Here is a 25505-nt window from a genome sequence, read left to right on the forward strand (position 1 = left end):
AAGGGAGGACTATCGACATGCGTGGAATTTACCTGACAATCAAGTCGCTGGCGGCCGCTTCGGTCGTGCTGGCCGGCATCGGTTACGCCAATGCCGAAGAAATCGTTTTGAAGGCGCTGACCTTCTCGCAGCCGTCCAAGGTCGAGGACAGCGTGGCTGTGTTCAACGCCTGGATCGACAAGGTCAACACCAAGGCCGAAGGCAAGCTGCGCATCGAGATACTAGGCGGTCCGGAGGTCTTCCCGGTCGGCGACCAGGTCAACGCGGTCGGCAAGGGCTTGGCCGACATCACCATGACCTTTACCGCGCATGCCGCGCTGGTGCCGGAGATCGACACGCTCGGGCTGTCCGGCATCACGCCGGCGCAAGAGCGTGCGGACGGTTATCTGGAACTGCTCGACGAGGCGCACAAGAAGATCAATATCAAGGTTATCGGCCGCACCGCCACCAATTCCGGCTTCTACATCTTCTCCAAGACACCGATCGAGAAACTGGCCGATTTTGAAGGCATGAAGATCCGTTCGCATTCCGGTTACGAGAGCTTTTTCAACAAGCTCGGCGCCAATCCGGTCGGCATGAATATCTCGGAGATCTATGGCGGGCTGGAACGCGGCGTGGTTTCCGCCGCGCCTTACAATATCTTCGTCTACGATCTTGGCCTGCACGAGGTCACTGATTATGGGCTTGCCGATGCGTTCTGGCCCTCGCACACCACAATCACGCTGATGAACCTCAAGAAGTTCGAAAGCCTGACGCCGGAGCTGCAGTCGGTATTGATCGACGCGCAGATCGAGATCGAGGCGGAGATGGCCGATATCGTCGCCAGGATGGCCGGCGAGGAGCGCAAGCGGCTGGAAGATGCCGGCATGACCTTCACGCATCTGCCGCCCGAGGAGGCGGAGCGCTTTCGCCGCATGGCCGCCGACAGCCGCTTCGAGTTTCTCGACGATGTGCTCGGTGCCGACCGCGTCGCCGAGATCAAGGCGTTGATCCTGCGCCAGTAGCGCCGGCGCGACCGCGAGGGAGGGGAACCCATGGGTATCGGCGCGCGCCTTGGCCGCGGCTTCGACCGCCTGCTCGATTGCCTGGCATTGCTGGGGTGCGCGCTGATCATGTTCCAGGTGATCAGCGTCTCCCTGGAGGTGACCGCGCGCTACTTCCTCGGCATTTCGTTCGGCTGGGTGACCTCACTCAACGAATGGAGCCTGGTCTTCCTGACATTTCTTGGCGCGGCGTGGCTGCAGCGCGAGGGCGGTCACACCAGCGACGATTCCATCATCCAGATGTTTCCGGCGCCGATCCGGCTGATCGCGCGCTACGTCGCCTGGGCCCTGGCCCTCATCACCTGCGGTGTGCTCACCTGGTATGGCGTCCGGGTCACCTGGCAAAACTACCTCAGCAACGCCTACGACTTCTTCAAGATCAGGGAAGTGCCGCTGTTCTACATCTACGCGGTCATACCCTTCGGCGGCTTCCTGTGGCTGATCCAGGTGCTGCGCTCGATCCTGCAAGCCCATTCCGGCAAGCGGGATGACGATCCCCAGAACCCATCGGACATGTGAGCCTCATGGAGTGGTACACCGCGTTTCTTCTTCTGATCGGCACCTTCTTCTTCTTTATCCTGCTCGGGGTTCCGGTGGTGTTCGCTTTCTTCGGCGTCAACATCATCTATCTCGGCTATTTCATGGGCGATGCCGGCTTCGAGCTCCTGATCGACGGCGTCTACGGCAGTCTTTCGGTATTCGTGCTGTTGCCGATCACGCTGTTCATCCTCATGGGGGAGGTGCTGTTTCGCACCGGCATAGCCATGAAGATGATCAACACGCTCGACACGTGGATGGGCGCGATACCCGGCCGGCTGTCGTTGCTGGCGATCGGCTCAGGCACGCTGCTCGCCACGCTTTCAGGCGCCAGCATCGGCACCACCGCCATGCTGATCCGCACGCTGACGCCAGTGATGCGGGAACGCGGCTACAGCACCTCGCTCAGCATCGGCCCGCTGCTCGGCAGCGGTGGCCTGGCGATCATGATTCCGCCGAGCGCACTTGGCGTGATCCTGGCCGTGGTCGCATCGGTGTCGGTCGGCAAGCTACTGATCGCCATCATCATTCCCGGCATTATGTTGGCGCTCGCCTATATCGCCTATGTCGTGATTGCCTGCCGCATCAATCCGGATGCCGCGCCGCGCTATAGCGAGGAGACCGTGCCGCTCGGCGAGCGCCTCGTGCTGACGGTCAAATACATCTTGCCGCTGTCGATCATCATCTTCCTGGTCATCGGCGTAGTCTTCCTCGGCATCGCCACGCCGACGGAGGCGGCCGCGCTCGGTACGGCGGGTGCGTTCGGCCTGGCCGCCTGCTACGGGCAGCTTACCTGGGCGGTGACGCGCGAAGCGCTGATTTCGACGTTGCGCATCTCGGTGATGGTGCTGGCGATCCTTGCCGCGTCGAAGGCCTTCACGCAGCTTCTCGCCTATACCGGGGCGACACGCGAACTCATTGGCTGGGCGACGGCTTTGCCGATCCCGCCGATCTGGATCATCGTGCTGATGCATCTGATCACCCTGTTCCTGGGCGGTCCTATCGGCGGCATCCCGCTGATCATGATGACCATCCCGATCTTCATCCCGGTGGTCATGGCGCTCGGCTACGATCCGATCTGGTTCTGCGTGGCGATGCTGATCAATGTCGAGCTTGCGCAAATAACGCCGCCCTTCGGTGTGCTGCTTTACGTCGCCAAAGGTATCCTGCGCGATACCAGCATGGGCGCGATCATGCGCGCCGCGGTGCCGATAATCATCTGCAATCTGATCGTGATGGCGCTTCTGATAGCCATCCCGGCCTTGTCGCTGTGGTTGCCGTCGCAGATGCTGGAATAAGCGCCCCCCGCCCGGCCGCATGCGGGCCGGGCAGCACAATGATCCACGATTCCACGAAGCCGCCAACCTGCGAGGACGGTCGATGCAGTCTCCCAAGCGCACAGTCTTTCACAATGGCCAAATCATCGACGGCCGCGGTGGCGCCTTCTCCGGCTATGTGGCGGTCGAGGGTGCGCACATCCTCGCCGTCGGCGCCGGCCAGGCGCCGCGAACGGTGGCGGACACCGGCTCGGCGGTCGTCGACCTGGCGGGTCGCACCGTAATGCCGGGTTTCATCGACTGCCACGTCCACCTGTCGATGGACGCGCTCGCCGCGCCGGTGGCGCTGGGCACGCGGCGCGCGCAACTTGTCGGTCTGATGACGGCGTCGAAAAACGCGCTGCGGTCGCTGCATGGCGGCGTGACGACGGTGCGCGACTGCGGCACGCCGGGGGAAATCGATTTCGCCTTGCGCGAGGCTGCGGCCGACGGGCTTTGCATCACGCCGCGCCTGGTACTCAGCGGTCGCGCTTTGTGCATGACGGGCGGGCACGGCTGGCAATTGCTCGGGCTCGAGGTTGACGGCCCCGACGCGGCGCGGCGCGCGGCCCGCGCGCAGCTCAAGGCCGGCGCCGACAATGTCAAGCTGATCGCGACCGGTGGCATTCTCACCCAGGGTACCGAGATCGGCAGCCCCCAACTCACCGTCGCCGAGATGCGGGCCGCCGTCGAGGAGGCGCACAATGCCGGCAAGATCGCGGCGGCCCATGCCCATGGAACGCAGGGCATCAAAAACGCCGCGCGCGCCGGGGTCGATTCGATCGAGCACGCCTATTTCATCGATCCCGAGGGCATCGATCTGATGCTGGAACACGGCACCACGCTGGTCGCCACCTCGGCGGCGGTGCGCAATGTTGTCCATCATGGCACCGCCGCTGGCATACCCGAACATTCCGTGGCCAAGGCGCGCTCGGCGATAGAGGCGCATGTCGCGGGTTTCAAGGCGGCGCATCGAGCGGGCGTGAAACTGGCAATGGGAACCGATTCCGGCGTTCCATTCACCGGCCACGGCAACAATCTCGACGAACTCGCCTATCTGGTCGAGATGGGGCTCGCGCCGCTTGAGGCGATCCGGGTAGCGACGCTGGACAGCGCTCGCATGCTCAAGCTCGAAGGCAAGGTCGGCTCGCTGGAGGCTGGCAAGCTGGCCGACCTCGTCGTCGTTGACGGCGATCCGCTCGCCGACATCGCGATCTTGCGTGAACCCTCGCGCATCCGCCGGGTGATGCTCAATGGCCGCACCGTCGTCGACCGCGACGCCAGTCGCTTCCTGATCGGCAGTGCGTTCGGCGGCGAACTCGCGGTTGCTGACCCGGCCGCGGCGAAAGCCGGCTAAGAGTCAGCTTCGAAATTTACGAATATGCGTTTCGTCGCCTAGGCGGAGAACGCGTATCGCTGGTAGCCCGGGTCACGTCCGTCACGAAATTCGGGGTGCTTGCGAAAAGGGACGGGTCTCCGGGGGCCTGCCTGCCTCGGCGAAGGTTTTTTGATGGTCAGATGATGCCATGACCGAGGCGCCGGAGCCGCGCGAAATAGACAACGAACAGCGAGCAGAAGATGACATCGCCGCCAATGACGACGATTGCGAAGTCGGACGTCCAGCCATTCAAAAACAAATAGGCGAGATTAAGCGCGAAAAGCGCCTTGCCCAGTCCACCCATCAGGACCACGCCGGATTGTCGAACCGGGCTCCAGGCGACTACTAGAAAGCCGAAGCCATAAAGCAGCGCCGTGCCCCACGCGCCACGGTAGACGGCAATCATTACGGGATCCGACAGGTCACGACCGAATTCGCGTGCGAACATGCCCGCGGTATCGAACAGACCCGGCACGGCTCCGGCGAAATTCCACAATGCGGCGATCGTGAAAAAGCTCCGGAAGAGTCGCAGCTCGCGCCCGGCCATGTCCTTGGGGTCGTTGTCTGTCGTCATCGCTTGCCACTCCAAAAAGATACGCCGCCACGTTGGCTTTAATTAAATATACGTGTTATAAATAAATCAACTTGTCAATTCCGCGCGTTCGAAGATTCAGCTCCGACCATGACACCACCAAAGAAACCCGAGCGCATAGCCCGTGGGCGGCCGGTCCGCTCGAGCCAGCAGGTCGCCGACATGCGCGCCCACATCGCCGCGTGCGCCCTGAAGCTGTTCCTGCGGGAAGGTTATCAAGCCATATCCATGCGCCGGCTGGCGCGGGAGGCGGGGTGCACGGCCATGACGCTCTACCGCTACTACGACAGCAAGTTCGATATCCTGGGCGCATTGTGGGCCGAGGTGTTCGCCCGGCTGTTTGACGACCTGAACCGCGCGGCTGCAGCGGAACGCAACCCGAAAGCGCGGTTGAAGGCGGTTGCGCTGAACTACGTCACCTACTGGCTCGAACACCGGGACCATTATTTCATGGTGTTCATGTCGGGAGGGGTCAGCCAGACCGATGTGACCGGCTTCGTCTCCAGCAACGAGACACTTGCCCGGTTCGACTTGCTTGGCGAGACCCTGCATGCCGCGTTGGGCGGAGACGTCGATGCCGAGAACCTGGAGCACAAGTCCCAATTGCTTGCATGCATGCTCAACGGGATCGCGCATACCTTGATCACGATTGGAGGCTATCCGTGGGCCGATCCCGAGAAACTGGTGCGGCAAGGGATCAACGGGTTGCTGGCCGGCTAGCAAAGCCGAGGGCTCGGCGCCCCCGCGCAGGCGCGAATGCGAGGCGGAGAACAAAAAAGACTTTCCCCGTGCATGGCGATCGGTGGCGCGAGCAAGGCCGTCCTGTCAGGACCGGTCTCACGGCCTCGATGGCAGAGATTATGAAATCGAAGAAGTGTCCGTCGTCAGAGTTTTTCGGACCGGTGGCGTGTTGAGCTAACAGAGGCTTTGGCCCATCAGGGTTGTCATTTTATGCGGCTGCTTCCCGGTGAAGCAAGCGACGTCGCGTGATGGTTTCGCGTTTGATCCTTTCCCTTTCCAGCATGATGATGTCGCCGCGCCCGAAGTAGACGTCGGCGGGGGCGAGGCTGCGTGAGAAGGGAACGCCCTATGCCGATCTGAACCTCGGCGACCCGGCTCTGAATGACGAGCAATTGCTCGACGCGATGATTGCGCATCCGATCCTGATCAACCGTCCCATCGTCGTCAGTCCGAAGGGAGTGAAGCTTTGCCACCCTTCTGAGGAGGTGCTCGATCTGTTGCCCCCGCAACGCGGCGAATTCGTCAAGGAAGATGGCGAGCGCTTGATCGACGAACACGGTCGGTGTGTCGCAACGGCCTGAGGGAATTTCATGTCTACCTTTGAACGCTATCTTACCCTGTGGGTCGCACTGTGTATCGTCGTCGGCATCGCGCTCGGCCATCTGCTGTCGGGTGTGTTCCAGATTATTGGGTCGACCGAGATCGCCAGCGTCAACCTGTCGGCGGCGGTGCTGATCTGGCTGATGGTGATCCCCATGTTGCTCAAGATCGACTTCGCCGCGCTCGGGGAAGTCGGCCGCCATTGGCGCGGTATCGGCTTGACGCTGTTCATCAACTGGGCGGTGAAGCCGTTCTCGACGGCTCTGCTGGGTTGGCTGTTCGTGGACTTGCTGTTCCGGCCCTATCTGCCAGCGGATCAGATCGACAGCTATATTGCCGCCGCGCCCTGCACGGTCATGGTGTTCGTCCGGTCGAACCTGACGAAAGGCGAGCCGCATTTCATATTGAGCCAAGTCACGCTCAACGACGCGATCATGGTTGTCGCCTTCGCGCCGATTGTCGGACTGCTGCTGGGCCTGTCGGCCATCACCGTGCCATAGGCGCGCTGGTTCTGTCCGTCGTGCTCTATATCGTCATCCCGGTCATTATCCGCGCAGCTCATTCGTCGCCGGCTTCTGGCAGGCGGTGGGCAGGTTGCACTCGGCAGACTTCTTGCGAGGCTCGGTCCAGCCTCTCTCGTTGCGCTGCTGGCGACATTGGTTCTTCTGTTCGGGTTTCAGGGGGAGCGGATCTTCGCGCAGCCGATGATCATCGGCCGGCTTGCAGTGCCAATCCTGATTCAGGTCTATTTCAACTCTGGCCTTGCCTATCTGCTGAACAGGCTGGCGGGTGAGCAGCATTGCGTCGCCGACCTTTCGGCTCTGACCGGCGCATCGAACTTCTGCGAACTGGCGGTTGCTGCCGCCATCAGCCTGTTCGGCTTTCACTCGGGCGCGGCGCTCGCCAAGGTGGTGGGTGTGCTGATCGAGGTGCCCGTGATGCTCTCGGTTGTCTGGATCGTGGATCGCTCGAAAGGCTGGTATGAGCGCGGGGGCAAAGTATCCAAACTGGGGGAAGCGTAGCGCTGATGCCGGACGATCTTCCCAATCTCGATGCTGGCTGCGTTGATATTCCCGGCATTGACCGGCTGCGCGATGCCACTCCATGTACCTATCCGCCGCGTATTCTGCTGCTTTATGGATCGCTCCGAAAGCGATCCCACAGCCGGTTTCTGACATTCGAGGCCGAGCGGCTGCTGAAGCACTTCGGAGCGGAAACACGCATCTTCGATCCGCACGGCCTGCCGCTGCCTGATGGGGCTGATGTCAATTATCCCAAGGTTCAGGAACTGCGCGAACTATCGCTGTGGTCCGAAGGGCAAGTCTGGACCACTCCCGAACGTCGTGGCGCGATGAGTGCGGTCATGAAGGCCAGATCGACTGGATTCCGCTCTCGGTAGGCGCGATCCGGCCCGCGCAAGGCCGAACTCTCGCGGTAATGCAGGTGTCCGGCGGTTCACAGAGCTTCAATGCCGTTAACCAGATGCGCGTGCTTGGCCGCTGGATGCACATGGTCACGATCCCCAACCAGTCCTCCGTGGCCAAAGTATATCAGGAGTTCAATGAGGCTGGCCGGATGAGACCGTCCTCCTCCTACGATGATCGGGTGGTCGATGTGATGGAGGAACTGGTCAAGTTCGCGCTGCTGACGCGCGACGCTTCGGCGCGCCTGACGGATCGCTATTCCGAGCGAAAGGAAAGCAGCGACATCACCTCCGATGACGAACGGCACTGTCGGGCGCCAGCTTTAAGGTGCATGGAGCGATCCTTTGCCGCGCCGAACTCACCGGAAGTATTCTGTCTATCGGGAGCCGTGCGAGTGAGGTCGAAGGTTATGCCGCTAGGGAGCTCATCCCGAAAATTCGGACACCTCAGATCAGCCGGTTGTCCTCGGCCGTCTGGCGGGCGCGGCGCCGGGTGCCGTCGGCGTCGGATTTCCGATGCCTCTCATTTGCAGCCTTGCGGATCTGTTCGAAACGGTTCTGTTCGCTTTCGTCAGGCGCAGGTTGAGACTCGGCTTTCTTTATGAAGGTGATCATCAATCGCACTCCTTGTTCAGTTGGTCGGATATGTGCGCCGGGACGGATGCCCCGGCGGTGGCCGTTTTAGTTCTGGCGACCGTCAAGCAGCGAGAGCGCCGGCGCAAGCTTCGGCGCCGCGCCTGTCGGGATTGGTCTGTCCGGGCATCGTTGCCCAGCCGCCGGCCTCGACGAACTGCCGCTTGGCGGATGCGCTGGTTATCGCCTTCAGTTCGACCAGGCGTGCAGCCGAGTTGGGCGCGGCATTGAAGCGCTCGACGCAGATGTCGCCTGCCAGTTCGCCGCGCGCCGCGTTTTCCGCCGTCGAGACAAGATCGCGCGATGTGCCGCCGGTGACCCAGCCGCCCCACGTAAATCCGACAATCATGGTGGCGACAGCCGCCCCGGCACATGCCCAGAGGATCGTCGATTTTGTCGGCTGGTACTCGTCCCAGCGTTGAGTGACCGATTTCTTGCTATTGTTTTGCATGGCCATATTCCTTCCTGATTGCTCTTGAGGATCGACCTTCCGGCCACGATGACCGAATGGGCTTCGGCATCGCTCAGTATCCCATCCCGCCCATGCCCCCGCCGTTACCGGCTGGGGTCGTATCCTTTGGCGGGATGTCGGCGATCATCGCCTCGGCGGTGATCAGCAGAGCCGCGATCGAGCCGGCATCCTGCAAGGCGGTTCGTACGACCTTGGCAGGATCGACGATGCCGGCCTTGATCATGTCGACATAGGTTTCAGTCTGGGCGTCAAAGCCTAGGCTGCGATCCTTGCTATCGGTGAGTTTTCCAACGACGATCGAACCCTCGACGCCGGCATTCTCGGCGATCTGCCGGATCGGGGCTTCTAGTGCTCTCAACACGATTGAGATGCCGGCGGTCACATCGGCATTGCCGCCGGTCAGCGTGGCCAGGACAGCCCTGGCGCGCAGCAGCGCCACGCCTCCACCGGGAACGATGCCTTCTTCGACCGCCGCGCGGGTGGCGTTGAGTGCATCATCGATGCGATCCTTCTTTTCCTTGACCTCGGTTTCGGTCGCCCCGCCAACGCGGATCACCGCGACGCCGCCGGCGAGTTTGGAGAGCCGCTCCTGGAGCTTCTCTTTGTCATAGTCCGAGGTCGTTTCTTCGATCTGCGCCTTGATCTGGGCAATGCAGGCGGCGATGCCGGCCTTGTCGCCGGCGCCATCGATCACCGTGGTCGTGTCCTTCTCGATCACCACGCGTTTGGCCCGGCCGAGCATGTCGAGCGTAACGTTCTCGAGCTTGATGCCGAGATCCTCCGAGATCATCTGGCCGGCGGTCAGCACGGCGATGTCCTCCAGCATGGCCTTGCGGCGTTCGCCGAAACCCGGAGCCTTTACAGCGGCGACCTTCAGGCCACCGCGCAATTTGTTGACGACCAGCGTGGCGAGCGCCTCGCCCTCGACGTCCTCGGAGATGATCAGCAGCGGCTTGCCGCTCTGCACAACCGCTTCGAGGATCGGCAGCATGGCCTGAAGATTGCCGAGCTTCTTTTCGTGGATGAGGATGTAGGGGTCGTCGAGCTCCGCGCGCATCTTCTCGGGATTGGTGACGAAGTAGGGCGAGAGATAGCCGCGATCGAACTGCATGCCTTCGACGACGTCGAGTTCCGTTTCGGCGGTCTTGGCTTCCTCGACGGTGATCACGCCCTGATTGCCGACCTTGCCCATTGCCTTGGCAATCATCTCACCGACGGATGCGTCGCCATTGGCTGCAATCGTGCCGACCTGTGCGATCTCGCCGGACGACTTGACCTTGCTAGCCCGCGCCTGAATTTCCTTGACGACAGCGGAAACGCCCAGGTCGATGCCGCGCTTCAGATCCATCGGGTTCATGCCGGCTGCGACGAGCTTGGCGCCTTCGCGCAGGATGGAAGCGGCGAGCACGGTCGCCGTGGTGGTACCGTCGCCTGCAAGGTCGTTGGTCTTCGAGGCCACCTCGCGCACCATCTGCGCGCCCATGTTCTCGAACTTGTCGGAAAGCTCGATCTCCTTGGCGACGGTTACACCGTCCTTGGTGATGCGCGGCGCGCCATAGGCCTTGTCGATGATGACGTTGCGCCCTTTCGGGCCGAGCGTCACCTTGACGGCATTGTTGAGCAATTCGACGCCGCGCAGCATGCGGTCACGCGCGTCGGTGGAGAATTTGATTTCCTTGGCAGACATGAATGTTCACCCAGTTCGGTGTTGAGATCGGGGATTAGTCAGGCCACTTTTCGGGTGGCTGTCTCGGTTTTCTCGACGATGCCCAGCAGGTCGGCCTCCTTCATGATCAGAAGGTCTTCGCCATCGATCCTGACCTCGGTGCCGGACCATTTGCCGAACAGGATCGTGTCGCCTGCTTTTACGTCGAGCGGGATCAGCTTTCCGTTTTGATCACGCAAGCCGGGACCGACGGCTATCACTTCGCCCTGCTGGGGTTTTTCCTTCGCCGTGTCGGGAATGATTATGCCGCCCTTGGACGTCAAATCGCCTTCCGCGCGTCGAATGACGACACGATCGTGGAGTGGCCGCAATTTCATCGGATTCTTTCTGAGGTCGGCGCTTAGGGCGACCACTTCACCAATATAGCGCCTTTGGCACTCGAATGATAGGAGTGCCAGAATTTATTCTTGGGAACCCAATAATATAGAGTTCAGTAATTTTTGGCCGGACCATGTGTTTTTCTGGTGGATTGGGCCTATTTTTTCAACGAAAACTTTTCTAGAATACCAAAATTCAAGGCGTTCATGACCGGAATGTAAATAAAACTGGGAAGGCCCCTTGTTTGGAGCAAGATTGAAGCGTATCTATAAGGCACGTTGATTTGGCCGATTTGGCTACGCGGTGTCAGAGACTTCGACCCGCCAATCACCGCCCAGATTCTCGAGAGCATGTGCATGGTGCCAATCCGGCGCCCATGCCGCCCGTTCGAACCCTGGAATGAACTCGGCGCTGACCACGGATGTACTGGCAGCATCGAGAGTGTTCCGGTTCGGGTGGGAATAATGCAGGCGGCGCATCCGCGTGCTCCTGCGGAGACATCTGACCATGACCACCCGTACCACGCAGACCGTCGTCCGGTTCTCCTCGCCCTTCCAGTTGCCCGGCTTCGACGCCCCGCAGCCTGCAGGCGACTATCGCGTCGACCAGGACGAGGAACTGATCGAAATCTTGTCCCGTCTTGCCTGGCGACGTGTCGGCGCCTTTGTCCACCTGCCCGCCATCTGCATGAATGGTCAGACGCATCAGATGGTGCCGATCGACCCCGCCGATCTCGAAGCAGTACTTGAAAAGGACCAACAACAGCCATGACCTCTACGAGCCCTATCCGACGCACCGCCCGACCGACCCGGCGCGAGGCCCCGACGCATCTCTTTGCCATCGGGCAGAGCGTCCGCCTGAAGGGCGGTTTTGGAACTTCGGCCTTGCCCGCGGACATCTACCACGTGACAGCCACGCTGCCGCCTGCGGGCGATTCACCCCAATACCGCATCCGCAATGACGACGAACGTCATGAGCGGGTGACGACACAGGACAGTCTCCAGCCGGCAGGCATGACGCGGTCCGGTGATGACGCAACTCTCATCGAAAGGACGTTTGACCATGGCCAAGGGACAGAAACGAAGCAATCGCGAGATCAGAAAGCCGAAGCAGGAAAAGGCTCCGCCCAAGCCTGAAAGCACCTTCGGCAACCAGATCAAGCTCGCCGCGGAGGCCAACGCCCCACGCGGCAAAGGCAAGAGCTGACAACAATGACGCTTCTGCGGAACGAAGAAGGATAGTGATGCGGATCGTAATCGAATTCTACCGCACGCGGGGCACTGACGACGCGCATGCCGTCGTCGGTCGCGAGACCATGGAGGCCGCGGATCTCGATGACGCAATGGAACTCGCGCGGCAGCTTTCGCAGACCCTCGCCATGCCGCAACGACCGGATGCAATGACGATCACCGGCGTGACCGGCGCGGTGCTCTATACCGGCGCTCTTGATGCCGAGGCGACGAACGAAGGACCTTCGCGATCATGAACCCACAGGATGATAATACCGAACGTCTGCGCAATCTTCTGGCAATTAGCGTCTGGGACAATGAAGGTGGCGCTGCCGGTCGCCACGCTCTGGACGACCAATATGGCCGTCGCATTGAACCCGATCGTTCCTGGACCGTCTACCATGTGTTCAGTGGTGTTCCTGTGAGGGCAGGGGGTCAGAACATGACCAACCTCAGTCGGGTCGACGCAACCGAAAGCATGCTGTCCCTGAACCGTCGCAACCAGGGACGTCTCATGGCTGAGGGCGGCGTCCGGCCACGCACACCGATCGAACGCTCTCCAATCGAGGATTGCGAGCTATGACGCTGGAGTTTCCCAACAGAAGCCGCAGCTTCGATGAAGCGCGCCACGCCGTTCGGTTCATCGGCCATGACGGCATGTTCGAGGTGCCGTTCCTTGTCGAGACTGCCGCCCTGCATCGAGCTGTCACGACCTCACGATCCGAAGCGGATTTCCTCAGCGCTTTCGACGCAGCGCGCAGTTCCATCCACGATATCGCACGCAAAGCCTATTCGCGCGGGCGTCAGCCGTCCTACACTCTGACCGTTGCGGATTTCCGCTAGGCGGCTCGCGATGCTGATCCGCTACGGCTATGAGATCATTTTGACCTGCCAGCAGCCGACGGCGCTGGTATGCCTGCTTTCGGTCCACGAGGATCGCGCCGCTGACATCAGGGTTCCCGAAACGACATTCACCACTCCCGGCGCTGCGGTGTCGACCTACCGTGACCTATTCGGCAACCGGTGCCGGCGGCTCGTTGCGCCGGTAGGCGACCTGACGATGTGGGGCGACGCCACGATCGAGGATGACGGCGCGCTTGACAGGATGGTGCCGGGCGCACGGGAAATGCCGGTATCGGAATTGCCCGACCACTGCCTCGTCTACCTCATGGGCAGCCGCTACTGCGAGACCGACCGTCTGAGCCAGATGGCATGGGACACCTTCGGTGCGCTCACACCTGGTTGGGGCCGGGTGCAGGCGATCTGCGATTTCGTCCACAACCATATCCACTTCGACTACATGCAGGCCCGGTCGACACGGACGGCTTTCGAGACCTTCCACGAACGCGTCGGTGTCTGTCGCGATTTTGCGCACCTCGCCGTAACGTTGTGCCGCTGCCTCAACATCCCCGCACGCTACGTCAACGGCCATCTTGGCGACATCGGGGTACCGGTTGTCGACCCAATGGATTTCAGCGCATGGATAGAGGTCTTCCTCGATGGCGCCTGGCATACGTTCGATCCCCGCAACAATGCGCCGCGGATCGGCAGGATCGTTGTCGCACGCGGCCGCGATGCAGCCGACATACCCCTCATCAACTCGTTCGGCCCGCATGTCCTGAAGGGGTTTAGGGTATGGACGTACGAGATCGCATCAACAAGCTGATGCTGTCGATGTGCATGTTCCCAAACTCGGTAAGATCCCGACCGAGTCCAGGCGATCAATGCGCGCTTTAGCGCCCCCCTATCGATTTCGCCAGGCCACATACCCACAAACGAGATTCCCGATCGAAGCCTCATGTGGTTCCTTCCCTGCGATGAGCAGGAGGTGAACATGGCGCGTTTTGATCTGACGGATTTCGAGTGGCCGGTGATCCAGCCGCTGTTGCCGACGAAGGTGCGCGGGGTGCCGCGCGCGGATGACCCCTGAGCCTCGACCGGCCTCACATGCGCAGACGGTCGCGCAGTTCCAGGGTGGCGATGATGGCCGGCATGAACCAGGGATCGCCGGTGTAGAAGGGCTGCCTCTTGAAGGGAACCTCAAAAGTGGGGTCGTAGGCGTGGCCGAGCGCCTTGCGGGCGGCGATATCGCCCAGATACGACATCATCGCCACGCCGCTGCCGCAACAGCCGCCGATATAGTGAATCCCGTCCTTGTCGGCGATATGCGGCATATGGTCGAAGCTGAAGGCGATGAACCCGCCCCAGCTGTGAGTGACCTTGGTTTCGGCCAGTTGCGGGAAGATGCCGGTCATGCGGCGGTGCAGGGAGTGGCCGCTTTTGGCGAAATCGTTGACCTGCGAGGCGCCGGACCGGCCGCCGAACAGCAGCCTGCGGCGATCGGGCGAGCGCCGGTAATAATTGTGCAGCTTGCACGTGTCGCCGATCTGATAGTCGTTCGGGATTACCTCGTCGAGGAGTTCGGCGGGAAGCTCCTGGGTGGCGATGATCTGACTCTGGATCGGTATCAACCGCCTGCGAAACCATCCGAAGGCGCGGTCGGTATAGGCGTTGGTGGCGACGATCACCTGGCGCGCGGCGACCGTGCCGTGGACGGTCTCGACCAAATAGCCCCCCGGTCGCGGGCGCACGCCGCAGACCCGGGTCTTGCCGATCACCGCAGCGCCGGCGGAACGCACCTTCGCCAGCAGACCACGGTGATACAGGCCCGGATGCAAGTGTCCGTCCTCGGGATGGAAGCGACCGCCGAAATACGCGTCGGAACCGATATAGGCACGCTGGTCTTTGCGCGCGACCATGATCGCCTCGGAACCGAGATGTTGCGCCCGCTGCTCCAGATCGGCCTGGAGACCGGCAAGATCGCCCGGCTTGTGGGCGCCATAAAAGCGACCGCACCGTACGATCCCGCAGTCGATGCCCTGCCTGCGCGTCAGGTCGAAGACGAATTCCCGCGAGGCCACGGCCCCGCGATAAAGAGCCAGCGCCCTCGACAGACCGACCTTGCCGATCAGAACGGCGAGCGAGTAGCGCAGCGTCGCCCCGATTGCGCCGCCATTGCGCGTACTCGCGCCACGGCCGGGCTCTTCAGCCTCGAGCACCAGGACGTCGACACCGCTTTCGGCCAGGCGAAGCGCGGCACACAGGCCGGCATAACCCGAGCCGACCACAACGATATCCGCCTTTTTCGGCAGCGCCCGACGCGGCTCGTCGGCAAGGGGCGCGGCTTCCCACCAAAAGGGGGTGAACTTAACGTCGTCAACGTAGATGGACATGGGATTTCTCATTTTATCGAATTACGCTATCATATATTGCATTATGGTATTTTCAATGGAATTATAATTGGAAAGCGCCTTTGTATAGCTTTAGTTATCGTTATACGATAAACTTATCCATCCAACCCTAGCCACGGAGACAGGCATCCATGACTGACAACGCCATGAGCGAGTACAAGAAGCGGGTGGCGGCGGTGCGCGCCGTCGGCGGCGGACCGAGGCCGACCGACCCCAATATCCGGCGCGTGCAGTTCGAGGCCTATGCCGATGTCTTCAAACAGCCCCATCCCGAGACCATCGAGGTCACAAACTGGTTCGTCGCAGCGCCGGGACGCGAAATCCCGATCAGGATCTACCGCCCAAAACAGGACGGCCGGCAACCGACCATCCTCTACTTCCACGGCGGGGGCTATATGTCCGGCAGCCTCTATACCCATGACACCGTGGTGGCCAACATCGCCGCCGAAGCCGGTGTCCAGGTGATCGCGATCCACTATCGCCGCGCCCCGGAGAACCCGTACCCCGCAGCCGTCGAGGACGGCTGGTTCGTGCTGAACTGGGCGGTCAGGAACGCCGAACGCTACGGCATCGACATCGATCGCCTCGCCCTTGCCGGCGACAGTGCCGGCGGCGGCCTGACGGCGGCGCTGTCGCTGATGGCCCGTGACCGCAACGGCCCGGCGCTGGCGATGCAAATCCTGCTTTACCCCGGCCCGATGAACACCGACCTGGAAACCGACAGCTATGTGCGGATCAATCACGACCCGCAATTCAACAAGAACGACCTGGAATTCTATCTCAGGGCCTATCTGTCCAACGATCTGGACACGGAAGACCCCTACGCGGTGCCGCTGAAGGCGAAGAATTACGCCGACCTGCCGCCGGCCTTCGTCCACGTCGCCGAACTCGACCCACTTTACGACGAAGGCATCTTGTGGGGCGAACGGATCAAGGCGGCCGGCGGCGCAGTGGAAGTCCGCATCGCCAAGCGGCTGGAACACAGTTTTCTGCGTGCGGTGACGATCTCGGCGGAGGCGCGTACGGAAGCCGACATTCTCTACGCCGCGATCCGCAAAGGCATGAAGGTTGCCGGCTGACCGACAAAAACGCCACGGCGAGGCCTGTCCGACACCGGTCCGGCCTTGCCGCGAAAAAGCACCCGCATCAAGCGGGATGCGGATCAACACGCCACACGCGCACAATGCGCGATGTGGACGGGATGTGGCGAAGGCGCGAGCATCGCGCACCCCCGGCGGGCAGGCCGGCCGCACCCGGCCAAAGAGGACAACGTCAAGGGCGACCTCCGCTTCACCGACGTATCGGAAGGGGCCGGTGAAGCGCGGCCTCAGCCAAGCCCCCTACCCACGACCGGCGCAGACCGCGGCGGGACCCGCGAACGCGCCCGCGAGCCTATCGGCGAAGTGACACTCGCTGCCGTGCCCCGCCTGCGCGCACGCGGGCGGGACCTCGGTCGAACAGACAGGCTCGCGATGGGGGCAGCGCGGATGGAAGGCGCAGCCGGGCGGAACATTTGTCGGATCAGGGAACTCCAACCCAAGCTGCAGATCGGGCAGGCCAAGCCCGACATCGGGCGTCAGGACGGAATCCAGCAAAGCCTTGGTATAAGGGTGGCGCGGCGAAGCCATCACATCGGCCGTCGGCCCGTTTTCAACCACCCGCCCCAGATACATCACCGCCACCTCGTCGCACAGATGCTCGACGACAGCCAGGTTGTGACTGATGAAGACGATGCTGATCCCGAACTCCTTCTGCAATTCCTGGATCAGATTGAGGATTTGCGCCTGGATGGACACGTCGAGCGCCGAGGTCGGTTCATCACAGATCAGGACCTGAGGCTCCAGCACAAGCGCCCGTGCGATCGCGACCCGCTGGCGCTGCCCCCCCGACAATTGATTGGGGTGGGCATGGTGGGCGCGCCTGGGCAGGCCAACCAGATCGAGCAGGCGCGCGGCCCGCGTCTCGCGTGCATTTCGCTCGCCGCGCGCATGCACCCGAAGCGGATGCATCACCGTTTCCAGGATCGTCCGGCGCGGGTTCAAGGTGGAATAGGGATCCTGAAAGACCGGCTGCACGCGGGCGCTGAAATCCAGACGCCCGACCGTGCCGGCAGATCTGCCGTCAAGCAGGATGTCTCCCTCGTCCGGCCTCTCCAGGTTCAACAACATCCGCGCCAGGGTCGACTTGCCGCAGCCGGATTCGCCGACGATACCCAAGGTGCGCTGCTTGTCGACCGACAGCGAAACGCCGCGAACCGCCTGCAGGCTGCGCTTTGGACGCAACAGGCCGCGCGAGACCTGATAACGCTTAAAGACGTTCTCGACCGCAAGAACCGGCGGCTCTAAGCCCATGTCACACTTCCTCCCGTGCGCGAATGTCGGCTGGATGGTTGCAGCTGAAACTGTGCCGCTCCTCGATCGTGGTTGCGATCGGACCGACGCGGCACGCTTCGTCCGCGCGCGCGCAACGCTCGGCAAACGCGCATCCGGGAATGGTTTCCAGCAGGCTCGGAACGGTGCCTGGAATGGCCTGGAGAGGCTCGCCGCGCCCATTGCCGGGCTTGGGCATGCTGCGCAGCAGGCCGTTCGTATAGGGATGGCGCGGCGATGCGAACACGGCGCGCGCGCTGCCGGTCTCCACGACCTGGCCGGCATACATGATCGCCACAGTGTCAGCGACCCTGGCCACCACGCCGAGATCGTGCGTGATCAGAACGACGGCGATGCCCAGCCTGCGCTGCAGATCACGCAAGAGCCGCAGGATCTGCACCTGAATGGTCACGTCGAGCGCGCTGGTCGGCTCGTCGGCGATCAGCAGGCCCGGTTCGCACATCAAAGCCATCGCGATCATCACGCGCTGGCGCAGGCCGCCGGAAAGCTGGTGCGGATATTGTCGCAGACGCATTTCGGGGTTGGAGATGCCGACCAGTTCGAGGAGTTCGGCCGCGCGGGCCCAGGCGGCGGATCGGGAGGAACCGCGGTGGCGGCGATGAACCTCCATCAGCTGGTTGCCCACCGTATAGGCCGGATTGAGGCTCGTCATCGGCTCCTGGAACACCATGCCGATCCGGTTGCCGCGCAATTCCGCCATTTGGCGTGGACCGAGTTGCGCGATATCGACGCCATCGAACAGGATCCGGTCGGCGTCGCGCATCGCCCTCGGCGGCAGCAGATTCATCACCGACAGGGCCGACATCGATTTGCCGCTCCCGGATTCGCCGACCACGCATAATGTCTGACCGGCTTCGACGGACAGGTTCACCCCGCGCACCGCATGCACGTGACCGAAACCGACCGGTATGCGCACATGGAGATTGCGGATATCGAGCAGGGCCGCCATCACCGTCCTCCCGGCGCGGTGACGTCGCGAACGCCGTCGCCAAACAGGTTGATGCCCAGCACGAGCAGGAACAGCGCCGCACCGGGGATCGCGATCACCCAGGGCGTGAAGAAGATGTAGTCGCGCCCCTCGGCGATCATCAGCCCCCAGGACGGCAATGGCGGCTGTACGCCCAAGCCCAGAAACGACAGCGCCGCCTCCAGCAAGATCGCGTGCGCCATCTCAAGCGTGACAACGACAAGAATGGGGCCGGTGACGTTGGGCAACGCCTCGCGCAGGATGATGGAGGGGGTGGAACTTCCCACCGCGCGCGCGGCGGCGATGTAGTCGAGATCGCGGATCTGCCGCACCGCGGTTCGGGTGACGATGGCGAATTGATCCCACAAAAGCAGACCAAGCACGAGGATGACGACCGTGAGCGAGCTGCCGACCAGACCGACCACGGCAAGCGCGACGAGCATCACCGGCATGGCGAGCCGCGCGGTGACGATAAACGAAATCACCATGTCGACACGGCCGCCGAAAAAACCCGCCAGAAGGCCCAGCGTGATGCCGATGGCGCCGCCGATGGCGACCGTGCCGAGGCCGATCAACAACGAAATGCGACTGCCATAGATGAGCCGGCTCAGATAGTCGCGACCCAACTGGTCGGTTCCCAGCGGATTGGCCCAGCTGCCGCCCTCGGCCCACACCGGCGGCTTAAGGCGGGCACCCAGTTCCTGAAGATAGGGGTCGGCCGGCGCCAGCAAAGGCGCGCACAGCGCCATGACGATGGCGCAGGCGAGAAGAGCGCCGCCGATCAAAAGGCCGCCATGCTGGCCCCAGCGGCGCAACCGCAATCGACGCGCCGAAGCCCGTTCGCCGGAATGTGTCTGCGCCACGCTCATACCCGCACCCTTGGATCGACCCAGGCATTGAGAATGTCCGACGCGAAGGTCAAAAACACGAAAATCAGCGAAAACAGAAGCACGATCGACTGAACCACGGGAAAATCCGCGCGCTGGATCGATTCCCAACTGAGGTAGCCGATCCCGTCGAGCGCAAAGACGGTTTCCACGATCGTCGAGCCCCCGAGCAGGAAGCCGAACTTGACGGCCGCGAGCGCGACAACCGGCATAACCGCGTTGCGCAGCGCGTGCTTGACCAGGATCGACGCGCTCGACAGCCCCTTGGCCCGCGCGGTCCGGATATAGTCAGAGGCCAGGACCTCGATCATGCCGGCGCGGGTCAGGCGCATGATCGCCGGTGTCGCATAGTAGGCCAGCACGACCGCGGGCAGGATGAGACCCTGCCAGGTGTCGCCGCCCGACAGCGGCACGACCTGCAAGGTGACAGCGAACACGAAGATCAACATCAGTGCGAACCAAAAACTCGGCATTGCCTGGCCGACGACGGCGATGCCCAGGCACAGGCGGTCGATCCAGCTATTGTGGTGCAGCGCCGCCAGAACCCCGAGCGGCAAGGCGATGATCAGGGCCAGAAGCAGAGACATGCCAGCCAGCGTGAACGTCAGCGGCAGGCGATCCAGAATGAGCCCAGCGACCGGTTCGCGAAAATAGTAGGATTCGCCGAAATCACCGCGCGCGATATCGCCGAGCCAGGCGAAATACTGGACATAAAGCGGACGGTCGAGGCCATAGGCGATGCGGATCTGCTCGACCTCTTCCTGGTTGGCGGCCTCACCCGCCAATGCCTGCGCGAGATCCGTGGAGACCCTCAGGATCGCGAAGGAGATGATGGATACCGCAACGGCCACGGCGAGCGCCAGGATGAACCGTTGCATAGCGTATCGTGCCATGAGTTTTCCTATTGTCCGATACGTCGCGGACCCGCCGCAACGTATCGATCATGTCGCCTTTCGGCCGCGATGTCCGCCCTGCCAGAGGCGGGCGGACCGCAACCACCTATTTCCAAGAGGCGAGATAGAAACGGTTCACCTCGTCCGAAGTCGGCTGGAAGCTCAGCTGCGGCGACAAGGCGAAATTGACGGAGAAGCCGGCCAGCGGCAGCCAGTAGGCATTGTCCAGAACGATGTTCTGAGCCTTGCCATAAACCGCCGTGCGCTGCTCGAGGTCATACATGACGGAGGCTTGCTCCAGCAGCGCGTTGACCTCGGGATCGTTGGCCATGTCCTGAGGCATGCCGCCATGATAGGTGCCAAAGGCGATCGCGGCATCGCCAATGCCCCAGAAACCGGTGTTAAACACGAATGCCGGCAATTCGCCGCTCACCCATTGATCGCGGAAGGTCGCCCAGACCAGCGATTTCAGACTGGCGTTGATGCCGACCTGCTTGAGATCGCCGACGATCGCTTCGGAAATGTAGCGGAAGGACGGGGTGGCGAGTTCCATGTCGAAACCGTCCTCGTACCCGGCTTCGGCCAGCAGCCGGCGCGCCTTTTCGGGATCGTAGTCGTAGACAGTGCCGGCGTCCGGACAGGCGACTTGGATCGGCGAACAGAGCGTGTCGACCACGGTGGATTCGCCGCGTAGCAGATTCTTGGCGATCGCCTCGCGATTGATGGCGTGGCCGAAAGCCCGACGCACCCGCACATCCGAGAACGGCCCGTCGGCGCCGTCGACCGTAAACAGCATGAAGGCCGTGCGGATGGTCGGGACCGACACGATCTGGAATTCTGTCGACTGCCGCAGTTGGTCGGCCTGGTCGGCCTGCAGGCGCCACAGAAAGTCCACCTGCCCGGTCATCAGCTTGCCGATCTGCAAGTTCGTATCCTTGACCGTGGAGACCTTGACCGTCTTGATCTGCGCCCTGGGCTTGGCACCGCCCTCAAAATAGTCGTCGAAACGTTCCAGCACATATTCGCGGCCCGGCTCGAAGGCGACGACCTTGTAGGGTCCCGTCCCCACAGGCTCCTTGCCCATGCCCTCGGTGCCGACCTCGGCATAATATTCGTTCGGATAGATCGGGACGCCGAGCGACAAATATTCCAGAACCGGCGGGAAAGGCTGCTTGAGAAAGATGCGTACCTTGTACTGGTCGATTTTTTCGGCGCCCTTGATCCAGTTGACCATCTGCAGGAGCAGAACCTTGTTGGCCGGATCGGTGACGTAGTTCAGCGTGTAGACGACGTCGTCGGCATCGAATGGCTCGCCGTTGTGAAACGTCACGCCCCGGCGCAGATCCATCACGAGACTGGTGTCGTTTTCCCACTCCCAGGACGTGGCGAGATTGCCGATATACTCCCCCGTCTGCGGATCGCGCTCCACCAAGCCGTCCCAGACATTTTTGATCAATGTCAGGCCGGTATGGTCGGTGAAATAATAAACGTCGAGCGTGGTCTGCTCACGCTCCCAAACGACGTTGAGCGTATCGTCGCCTGGCCCGCTCAGCGCGGGCTGGGCGGTGGTGGCGAGCAGCGCCACCGATACACCCAAAACAGCACTCCTCACCAATCCCATTCGCATCATCTGGCTCCTCCCTGACAACACCCGAATACCGGACTATCAAAAACTGCTAATTGAATAACGATTTTCAATATCGTATATCAATTTAATTCAGTCAAGGAGAAATCAGCCCCCTGCGAAATGGCGTCCCGCTATCGAATTGCGCTACTTTGTGACATTAAATAGCCTCTTCCCGTAAGCACGGCGCATGCCGGCGCGACGGGCGCGCCGCGCTTCCGCGTCTAGCAAGGACGAATCCACCATGAGCAGACCCGATACGACCCGGCCACACACGCTTGCCGAGGAGACCGGAGAGAAACAATCCGACGGTCGCGACAGCGACGATACGCTTTTCGTGGCGTCGCTGGCGAAGGGCCTCAAGGTTTTGGAATGTTTCGAGGGCGGGAAGGCCCGGCTCAGCCTGACGGAGATCGATGCCCGGGCCAATATCGGCAAAAGCGCGGCGCAGCGGGCAGTGCACACCCTGTTCAAGCTCGGCTATCTCGGTCGCGACGAAAGCGCGAAGCGCTATCGGCTGTCGCCCAAACTACTGAGTTTGATCAGCAGCTACTCGTTCGGCCAGGACCTTCTCGAGGCCGGACTGCCCGAAATGAAGCGCTGCCATGAGGAAACCGGCGAAACTGTCAACATCACCGAGCGCGACGGGACGGAAATGGTCTGTATCGCAAGGATCCCCGGACGGCACGCCGTGACGATCTATATCGGGGTCGGCTGGCGGGTGCCGGCATTCGCGACGGGACCCGGCCTCGTCGCGCTCGCCCACGAACCGCCGGATGCCGCGCGCCGGCTTCTGGAAGCGTCGGACCGTGTCGCCTACACCAAGCAGACGGTCACCGATGTCGAGGCGCTGATACGGTGGCTGACGGAAATCCGGTCGGACGGCTACGTGATTGCCGACCAGCTGCTCAACGAGGGCGAATACTCGCTGGCGGCGCCGATTTTCGACAGCGAGCAGAAATACGTCGCGTCCTTCAATATCTCGCTGCCCGTCAGCCGCTGGTCGCTGCACGACCTGCGCGGCAAGATGGTGCCGCTGGTGACGGAGACGGCCCGGCGGATCACGGCCAATCTGGCACGATAGAAATCGCTATTCGATTTTTGTTGGGAATCTTTATCGCATCTTGACCGTCCGACGGTCCGGCCCTACTGCTGCGATGCAAATGCACGCTGCAGGAGATCAACACATGCACATCGAACGCTTCGCCGCCACCGACAGGCTCAGCAAGGTTTTGAAGGCGGATGGCCACGTCTATGTTTCGGGCCTGACCGCACGCGACAAATCCGCAGACGTTGCCGCCCAAACCACCGACGTCCTTGCTCAGATCGACGCGTATCTGGCCATGGCCGGCAGCGACAAGACGCGGCTGCTCAAGGTCAATATCTGGCTGGCCGAGATCGCCGATTTCGCCGAGATGAACCGCGCCTGGGACGCCTGGGTTCCCGCGGGCGCGCCGCCCAGCCGGGCAACGGTGGAATCGCGCCTGGCGGGCAACGGCAATCTGGTGGAGATGATGGCCGAAGCCCTGGCATAGCGCGCCGCCAGCGCCCTTGCCTGGCCGCGCGGTTTTCGCGGTCCGGCGAGGAGGGCGGCGGCCCAACGAGCAGAACCTCGCGCTCCGGGACAGGGACCAGGGCCTGCCCCAAAGGCTCCCAGCCTTCGATCCAACGGCCGGCTGTCAACGGACCGGCATTCCTGACGCCAGCGGCGGATCCCCTTGAACCGTTCATGATTTGACGGAAGCGTAGCCACCTCCACCTTATTGTTTGAACGTATTGCGAACGGCGAATCGGCTTCCCTTCGCCAGCAAACGCTCTATTCGGCTGCCTGTTCGGCGATCGAAAGCAGTCTACCCTCGCTGAAGGGGCGGCGCAGGAGTTGGGCCGAGGCGGGGGCCCCGACGTCGGGGCGCGAAGCGGAAAGGCCACTGCGGGCAGGCCCGCAATGTTCGCCAGCGCGGTGAAGTCGGCCTGGTTCGCGGGCGCCGGTGCACCATGTGCGAAAGCACGCTGCGGCGCCGTCGGCAGCACGATCGCATCAACGCCGGCGAGTGCGGCAAAGGTGGCCGCCTTCAGTTCGATGAACAGCCAGTGCGCGCGTGCGAGCCGCTCGGCTGCGGCGCCACGACCGTAAGCGATCATGTCACGAAACCCCTGCGAAAAGCGCTCCGGATAGCGGTCGAGTTCGGCGCCGATCAGGCTGCCGCATTCGGCCTCGCTCATCAGAAGCCCGGCACGGCGGGCCTTGCCCGGCTCCCAGCCCGCAATCGCCACCTTGCGCAGCGTCGCGCCGCGGCGCGAGAGCCTGGCGATCAGGGCCTCATAGACCTCGATGACGCCGGGCTCGCACTGGCAAGTGCTGCCGCATCGAGTTCGACGCCACACTGATAGGCCCACAGGTCGAGGTCCCCGGGAGATGAACTCCGATCCTTGGTCGACCCGGATTGTCTTAGGATGGCCGACCGACCGACCAAAGGATGAAAGCGATTTGCGCCTCCGAAAACTTCGACCTCTTTATGGAACTCTCCTTCTCCCGCCAACGGGATCCTAATTGGAATTTCCACCCCAGAACGCTCCGAAAATCGGGAGGCACGTCACGACGGCAGCTACAGCCGCGACCATCTCCGCGCCGTCGCGCAGCGCATAGAGGTCATCGACAAGGCCGAAGTGCGCATCATGGGCTCACTAAACAACGCGTTCTGAAAACGCTCGCCGCTGCCAGCGCACAAACGGCGGCTGGCGGCGTGCCCACTTTGGAACTAAAATGGCGCACCTCTCAGGAGAGACGTCGAACCAGATTTTCACGGAATTGGAGGACTGGGAGCAAGTTTTAAAGCACACATCCCTGGCTCGTCCGCGGCCCCCGCAGCCGTGACGGGGTGGCCGCCATGCTACAGGATTTGACGGGTAACTCCGGGAGGAAGAAGCCCGAAACCAGACCGTTCTCCATCCGCCTTACTGACGCCGAAAAAGCCCTTCTGCTGCACCGCGCGGGCTGTCTGCCGCTGGGCGCCTATATCCGGGACCGTGTGCTGGGCGATGGCGGGGCGTCCGAACGGGTGCGCTGGCGCAACCCGGTCAAGGATCACGAAGCGTTGGGCCGGGTTCTTGCTGCCCTCGGCCAATCACGGATCGCCAATAATCTGAACCAGCTCGCCAAGGCGGTTAACATCGGCGTGCTGCCGGTCGATGAGGAAACCGAGGCTGATTTGGGTGAAGCCTGCCGCTCGGTGAGCGTGATGCGCTCGGAGCTGATGAAGGCGCTCGGGCTTTCCGGCGGAGACCAGCCATGATCCTCAAGGGCAGCAAACGGGGCGGCGCCTGGGATCTCGGCCGGCATCTGCTCAAGGCCGAGAACGAGCATGTCGAGGTTCATGAGATCAGGGGCTTTGTCGCCGACCGTGTCACTGATGCGCTCAAGGAAGCCGAAGCGGTCAGCAAAGGCACACGCTGCCGGAATTCCTGTTCTCGCTGGCCCTGAACCC

Annotated in this window: 28 protein-coding genes and 4 pseudogenes; 21 read left to right on the top strand and 11 right to left on the bottom strand. The window is 62.3% G+C overall.

What is annotated here, in order from left to right; genetic code table 11:
• Positions 1 to 17 precede the first annotated feature (17 nt).
• From dctP to GN330_RS06770, 4 genes are all read left to right on the top strand, one after another.
• On the top strand, positions 18 to 1004 hold the full coding sequence (dctP, locus tag GN330_RS06755) for a TRAP transporter substrate-binding protein DctP (RefSeq protein WP_156711838.1): 987 nt from the start codon (positions 18 to 20) through the stop codon (positions 1002 to 1004).
• Positions 1005 to 1034: 30 nt separating this feature from the next.
• Positions 1035 to 1562, top strand: a complete 528-nt coding sequence (locus GN330_RS06760; protein ID WP_156711839.1) for a TRAP transporter small permease — start codon at positions 1035 to 1037, stop codon at positions 1560 to 1562.
• 5 nt (positions 1563 to 1567) lie between these two features.
• Positions 1568 to 2878 (top strand): TRAP transporter large permease, encoded by a 1311-nt coding sequence (locus GN330_RS06765; protein ID WP_156711840.1) that lies wholly within the window; start codon positions 1568 to 1570, stop codon positions 2876 to 2878.
• Between the two features lie 82 nt (positions 2879 to 2960).
• Complete coding sequence (locus GN330_RS06770; RefSeq protein ID WP_197435061.1) at positions 2961 to 4253, top strand: metal-dependent hydrolase family protein; 1293 nt, start codon at positions 2961 to 2963, stop codon at positions 4251 to 4253.
• A gap of 157 nt (positions 4254 to 4410) precedes the next feature.
• Here the strand turns inward: GN330_RS06770 and GN330_RS06775 are convergent, their stop codons facing one another.
• On the bottom strand, positions 4411 to 4848 hold the full coding sequence (locus GN330_RS06775; protein WP_156711842.1) for a hypothetical protein: 438 nt from the start codon (positions 4846 to 4848) through the stop codon (positions 4411 to 4413).
• Positions 4849 to 5028: 180 nt separating this feature from the next.
• On the opposite strand from GN330_RS06775, the gene GN330_RS06780 reads away from it, so the two are divergent.
• The 4 genes and pseudogenes from GN330_RS06780 to arsH all read left to right on the top strand — a co-directional run.
• A complete protein-coding gene (locus tag GN330_RS06780; RefSeq protein ID WP_197435062.1) occupies positions 5029 to 5586 on the top strand; it encodes a TetR/AcrR family transcriptional regulator in 558 nt (185 codons plus the stop codon).
• A gap of 347 nt (positions 5587 to 5933) precedes the next feature.
• A pseudogene (locus GN330_RS06785) lies at positions 5934 to 6188 on the top strand (ArsC/Spx/MgsR family protein); the annotation flags it as partial.
• A gap of 9 nt (positions 6189 to 6197) precedes the next feature.
• Positions 6198 to 7229, top strand: a pseudogene (arsB, locus tag GN330_RS06790) (ACR3 family arsenite efflux transporter).
• 5 nt (positions 7230 to 7234) lie between these two features.
• Positions 7235 to 7911 (top strand): annotated as a pseudogene (gene arsH / locus GN330_RS06795) (arsenical resistance protein ArsH); the annotation flags it as partial.
• A 166-nt stretch (positions 7912 to 8077) separates the two neighbouring features.
• On the opposite strand, the gene GN330_RS23415 reads toward arsH, so the two are convergent.
• The 4 genes from GN330_RS23415 to GN330_RS06810 form a co-directional block, all read right to left on the bottom strand.
• Positions 8078 to 8248 (bottom strand): hypothetical protein, encoded by a 171-nt coding sequence (locus tag GN330_RS23415; RefSeq protein WP_210252318.1) that lies wholly within the window; start codon positions 8246 to 8248, stop codon positions 8078 to 8080.
• A gap of 79 nt (positions 8249 to 8327) precedes the next feature.
• On the bottom strand, positions 8328 to 8720 hold the full coding sequence (locus GN330_RS06800) for a hypothetical protein (protein WP_156711845.1): 393 nt from the start codon (positions 8718 to 8720) through the stop codon (positions 8328 to 8330).
• A gap of 67 nt (positions 8721 to 8787) precedes the next feature.
• Entirely contained in the window at positions 8788 to 10422 is a 1635-nt protein-coding gene (gene groL, locus GN330_RS06805) for a chaperonin GroEL (protein ID WP_156711846.1), read from the bottom strand.
• A 38-nt stretch (positions 10423 to 10460) separates the two neighbouring features.
• Positions 10461 to 10778: a co-chaperone GroES gene (locus GN330_RS06810; protein ID WP_156711847.1), complete on the bottom strand. Its 318-nt coding sequence runs from the start codon at positions 10776 to 10778 to the stop codon at positions 10461 to 10463.
• Between the two features lie 508 nt (positions 10779 to 11286).
• Between GN330_RS06810 and GN330_RS06815 the strand changes: the two genes are divergently transcribed.
• From GN330_RS06815 to GN330_RS06845, 7 genes and pseudogenes are all read left to right on the top strand, one after another.
• Positions 11287 to 11550 (top strand): hypothetical protein, encoded by a 264-nt coding sequence (locus GN330_RS06815; RefSeq protein WP_156711848.1) that lies wholly within the window; start codon positions 11287 to 11289, stop codon positions 11548 to 11550.
• Entirely contained in the window at positions 11547 to 11915 is a 369-nt protein-coding gene (locus tag GN330_RS24195) for a hypothetical protein (protein ID WP_156711849.1), read from the top strand. The genes GN330_RS06815 and GN330_RS24195 overlap by 4 nt, the downstream gene beginning before the upstream one ends.
• Before the next feature lie 107 nt (positions 11916 to 12022).
• A complete protein-coding gene (locus GN330_RS06825; protein ID WP_156711850.1) occupies positions 12023 to 12265 on the top strand; it encodes a hypothetical protein in 243 nt (80 codons plus the stop codon).
• Entirely contained in the window at positions 12262 to 12591 is a 330-nt protein-coding gene (locus GN330_RS06830; RefSeq protein ID WP_197435065.1) for a hypothetical protein, read from the top strand. The genes GN330_RS06825 and GN330_RS06830 overlap by 4 nt, the downstream gene beginning before the upstream one ends.
• Entirely contained in the window at positions 12588 to 12851 is a 264-nt protein-coding gene (locus GN330_RS06835; RefSeq protein WP_156711851.1) for a DUF1488 family protein, read from the top strand. The genes GN330_RS06830 and GN330_RS06835 overlap by 4 nt, the downstream gene beginning before the upstream one ends.
• 10 nt (positions 12852 to 12861) lie before the next feature.
• On the top strand, positions 12862 to 13674 hold the full coding sequence (locus GN330_RS06840) for a transglutaminase-like domain-containing protein (RefSeq protein ID WP_156711852.1): 813 nt from the start codon (positions 12862 to 12864) through the stop codon (positions 13672 to 13674).
• A 168-nt stretch (positions 13675 to 13842) separates the two neighbouring features.
• A pseudogene (locus GN330_RS06845) lies at positions 13843 to 13932 on the top strand (IS5/IS1182 family transposase); the annotation flags it as partial.
• A 19-nt stretch (positions 13933 to 13951) separates the two neighbouring features.
• On the opposite strand, the gene GN330_RS06850 reads toward GN330_RS06845, so the two are convergent.
• Positions 13952 to 15241: an NAD(P)/FAD-dependent oxidoreductase gene (locus tag GN330_RS06850; protein ID WP_197435066.1), complete on the bottom strand. Its 1290-nt coding sequence runs from the start codon at positions 15239 to 15241 to the stop codon at positions 13952 to 13954.
• Between the two features lie 149 nt (positions 15242 to 15390).
• Here GN330_RS06850 and GN330_RS06855 point away from each other — a divergent pair, with 149 nt between their 5' ends.
• Positions 15391 to 16338: an alpha/beta hydrolase gene (locus GN330_RS06855; protein ID WP_156711854.1), complete on the top strand. Its 948-nt coding sequence runs from the start codon at positions 15391 to 15393 to the stop codon at positions 16336 to 16338.
• 261 nt (positions 16339 to 16599) lie between these two features.
• Here GN330_RS06855 and GN330_RS06860 read toward each other — a convergent pair whose 3' ends face one another.
• From GN330_RS06860 to GN330_RS06880, 5 genes are all read right to left on the bottom strand, one after another.
• Positions 16600 to 17610, bottom strand: a complete 1011-nt coding sequence (locus GN330_RS06860; RefSeq protein ID WP_156711855.1) for an ABC transporter ATP-binding protein — start codon at positions 17608 to 17610, stop codon at positions 16600 to 16602.
• 1 nt (position 17611) lies between these two features.
• Positions 17612 to 18598, bottom strand: coding sequence for an ABC transporter ATP-binding protein (locus GN330_RS06865; protein WP_156711856.1), 987 nt, complete (start codon positions 18596 to 18598; stop codon positions 17612 to 17614).
• Positions 18598 to 19485: an ABC transporter permease gene (locus tag GN330_RS06870; RefSeq protein ID WP_156711857.1), complete on the bottom strand. Its 888-nt coding sequence runs from the start codon at positions 19483 to 19485 to the stop codon at positions 18598 to 18600. The genes GN330_RS06865 and GN330_RS06870 overlap by 1 nt, the downstream gene beginning before the upstream one ends.
• Entirely contained in the window at positions 19482 to 20396 is a 915-nt protein-coding gene (locus tag GN330_RS06875; RefSeq protein ID WP_156711858.1) for an ABC transporter permease, read from the bottom strand. Before GN330_RS06875 ends, GN330_RS06870 begins: the two co-directional genes overlap by 4 nt.
• Positions 20397 to 20502: 106 nt before the next feature.
• A complete protein-coding gene (locus GN330_RS06880) occupies positions 20503 to 22023 on the bottom strand; it encodes an ABC transporter substrate-binding protein (RefSeq protein WP_210252316.1) in 1521 nt (506 codons plus the stop codon).
• A gap of 241 nt (positions 22024 to 22264) precedes the next feature.
• Between GN330_RS06880 and GN330_RS06885 the strand changes: the two genes are divergently transcribed.
• The 5 genes from GN330_RS06885 to GN330_RS06905 all read left to right on the top strand — a co-directional run bounded on the left by GN330_RS06885 (position 22265) and on the right by GN330_RS06905 (position 25501).
• Entirely contained in the window at positions 22265 to 23104 is an 840-nt protein-coding gene (locus tag GN330_RS06885) for an IclR family transcriptional regulator (RefSeq protein ID WP_197435067.1), read from the top strand.
• Between the two features lie 103 nt (positions 23105 to 23207).
• Complete coding sequence (locus tag GN330_RS06890) at positions 23208 to 23555, top strand: RidA family protein (protein ID WP_156711861.1); 348 nt, start codon at positions 23208 to 23210, stop codon at positions 23553 to 23555.
• Between the two features lie 460 nt (positions 23556 to 24015).
• Entirely contained in the window at positions 24016 to 24408 is a 393-nt protein-coding gene (locus GN330_RS23425) for a hypothetical protein (RefSeq protein ID WP_197435080.1), read from the top strand.
• Between the two features lie 500 nt (positions 24409 to 24908).
• Positions 24909 to 25313: a plasmid mobilization relaxosome protein MobC gene (gene mobC, locus GN330_RS06900; RefSeq protein WP_156711863.1), complete on the top strand. Its 405-nt coding sequence runs from the start codon at positions 24909 to 24911 to the stop codon at positions 25311 to 25313.
• A complete protein-coding gene (locus GN330_RS06905) occupies positions 25310 to 25501 on the top strand; it encodes a hypothetical protein (protein ID WP_156711864.1) in 192 nt (63 codons plus the stop codon). The genes mobC and GN330_RS06905 overlap by 4 nt, the downstream gene beginning before the upstream one ends.
• Positions 25502 to 25505 lie beyond the last annotated feature (4 nt).

It is taken from the genome of Nitratireductor arenosus (assembly GCF_009742725.1).
Taxonomy (GTDB): Bacteria; Pseudomonadota; Alphaproteobacteria; order Rhizobiales; family Rhizobiaceae; genus Mangrovimarina; species Mangrovimarina arenosa.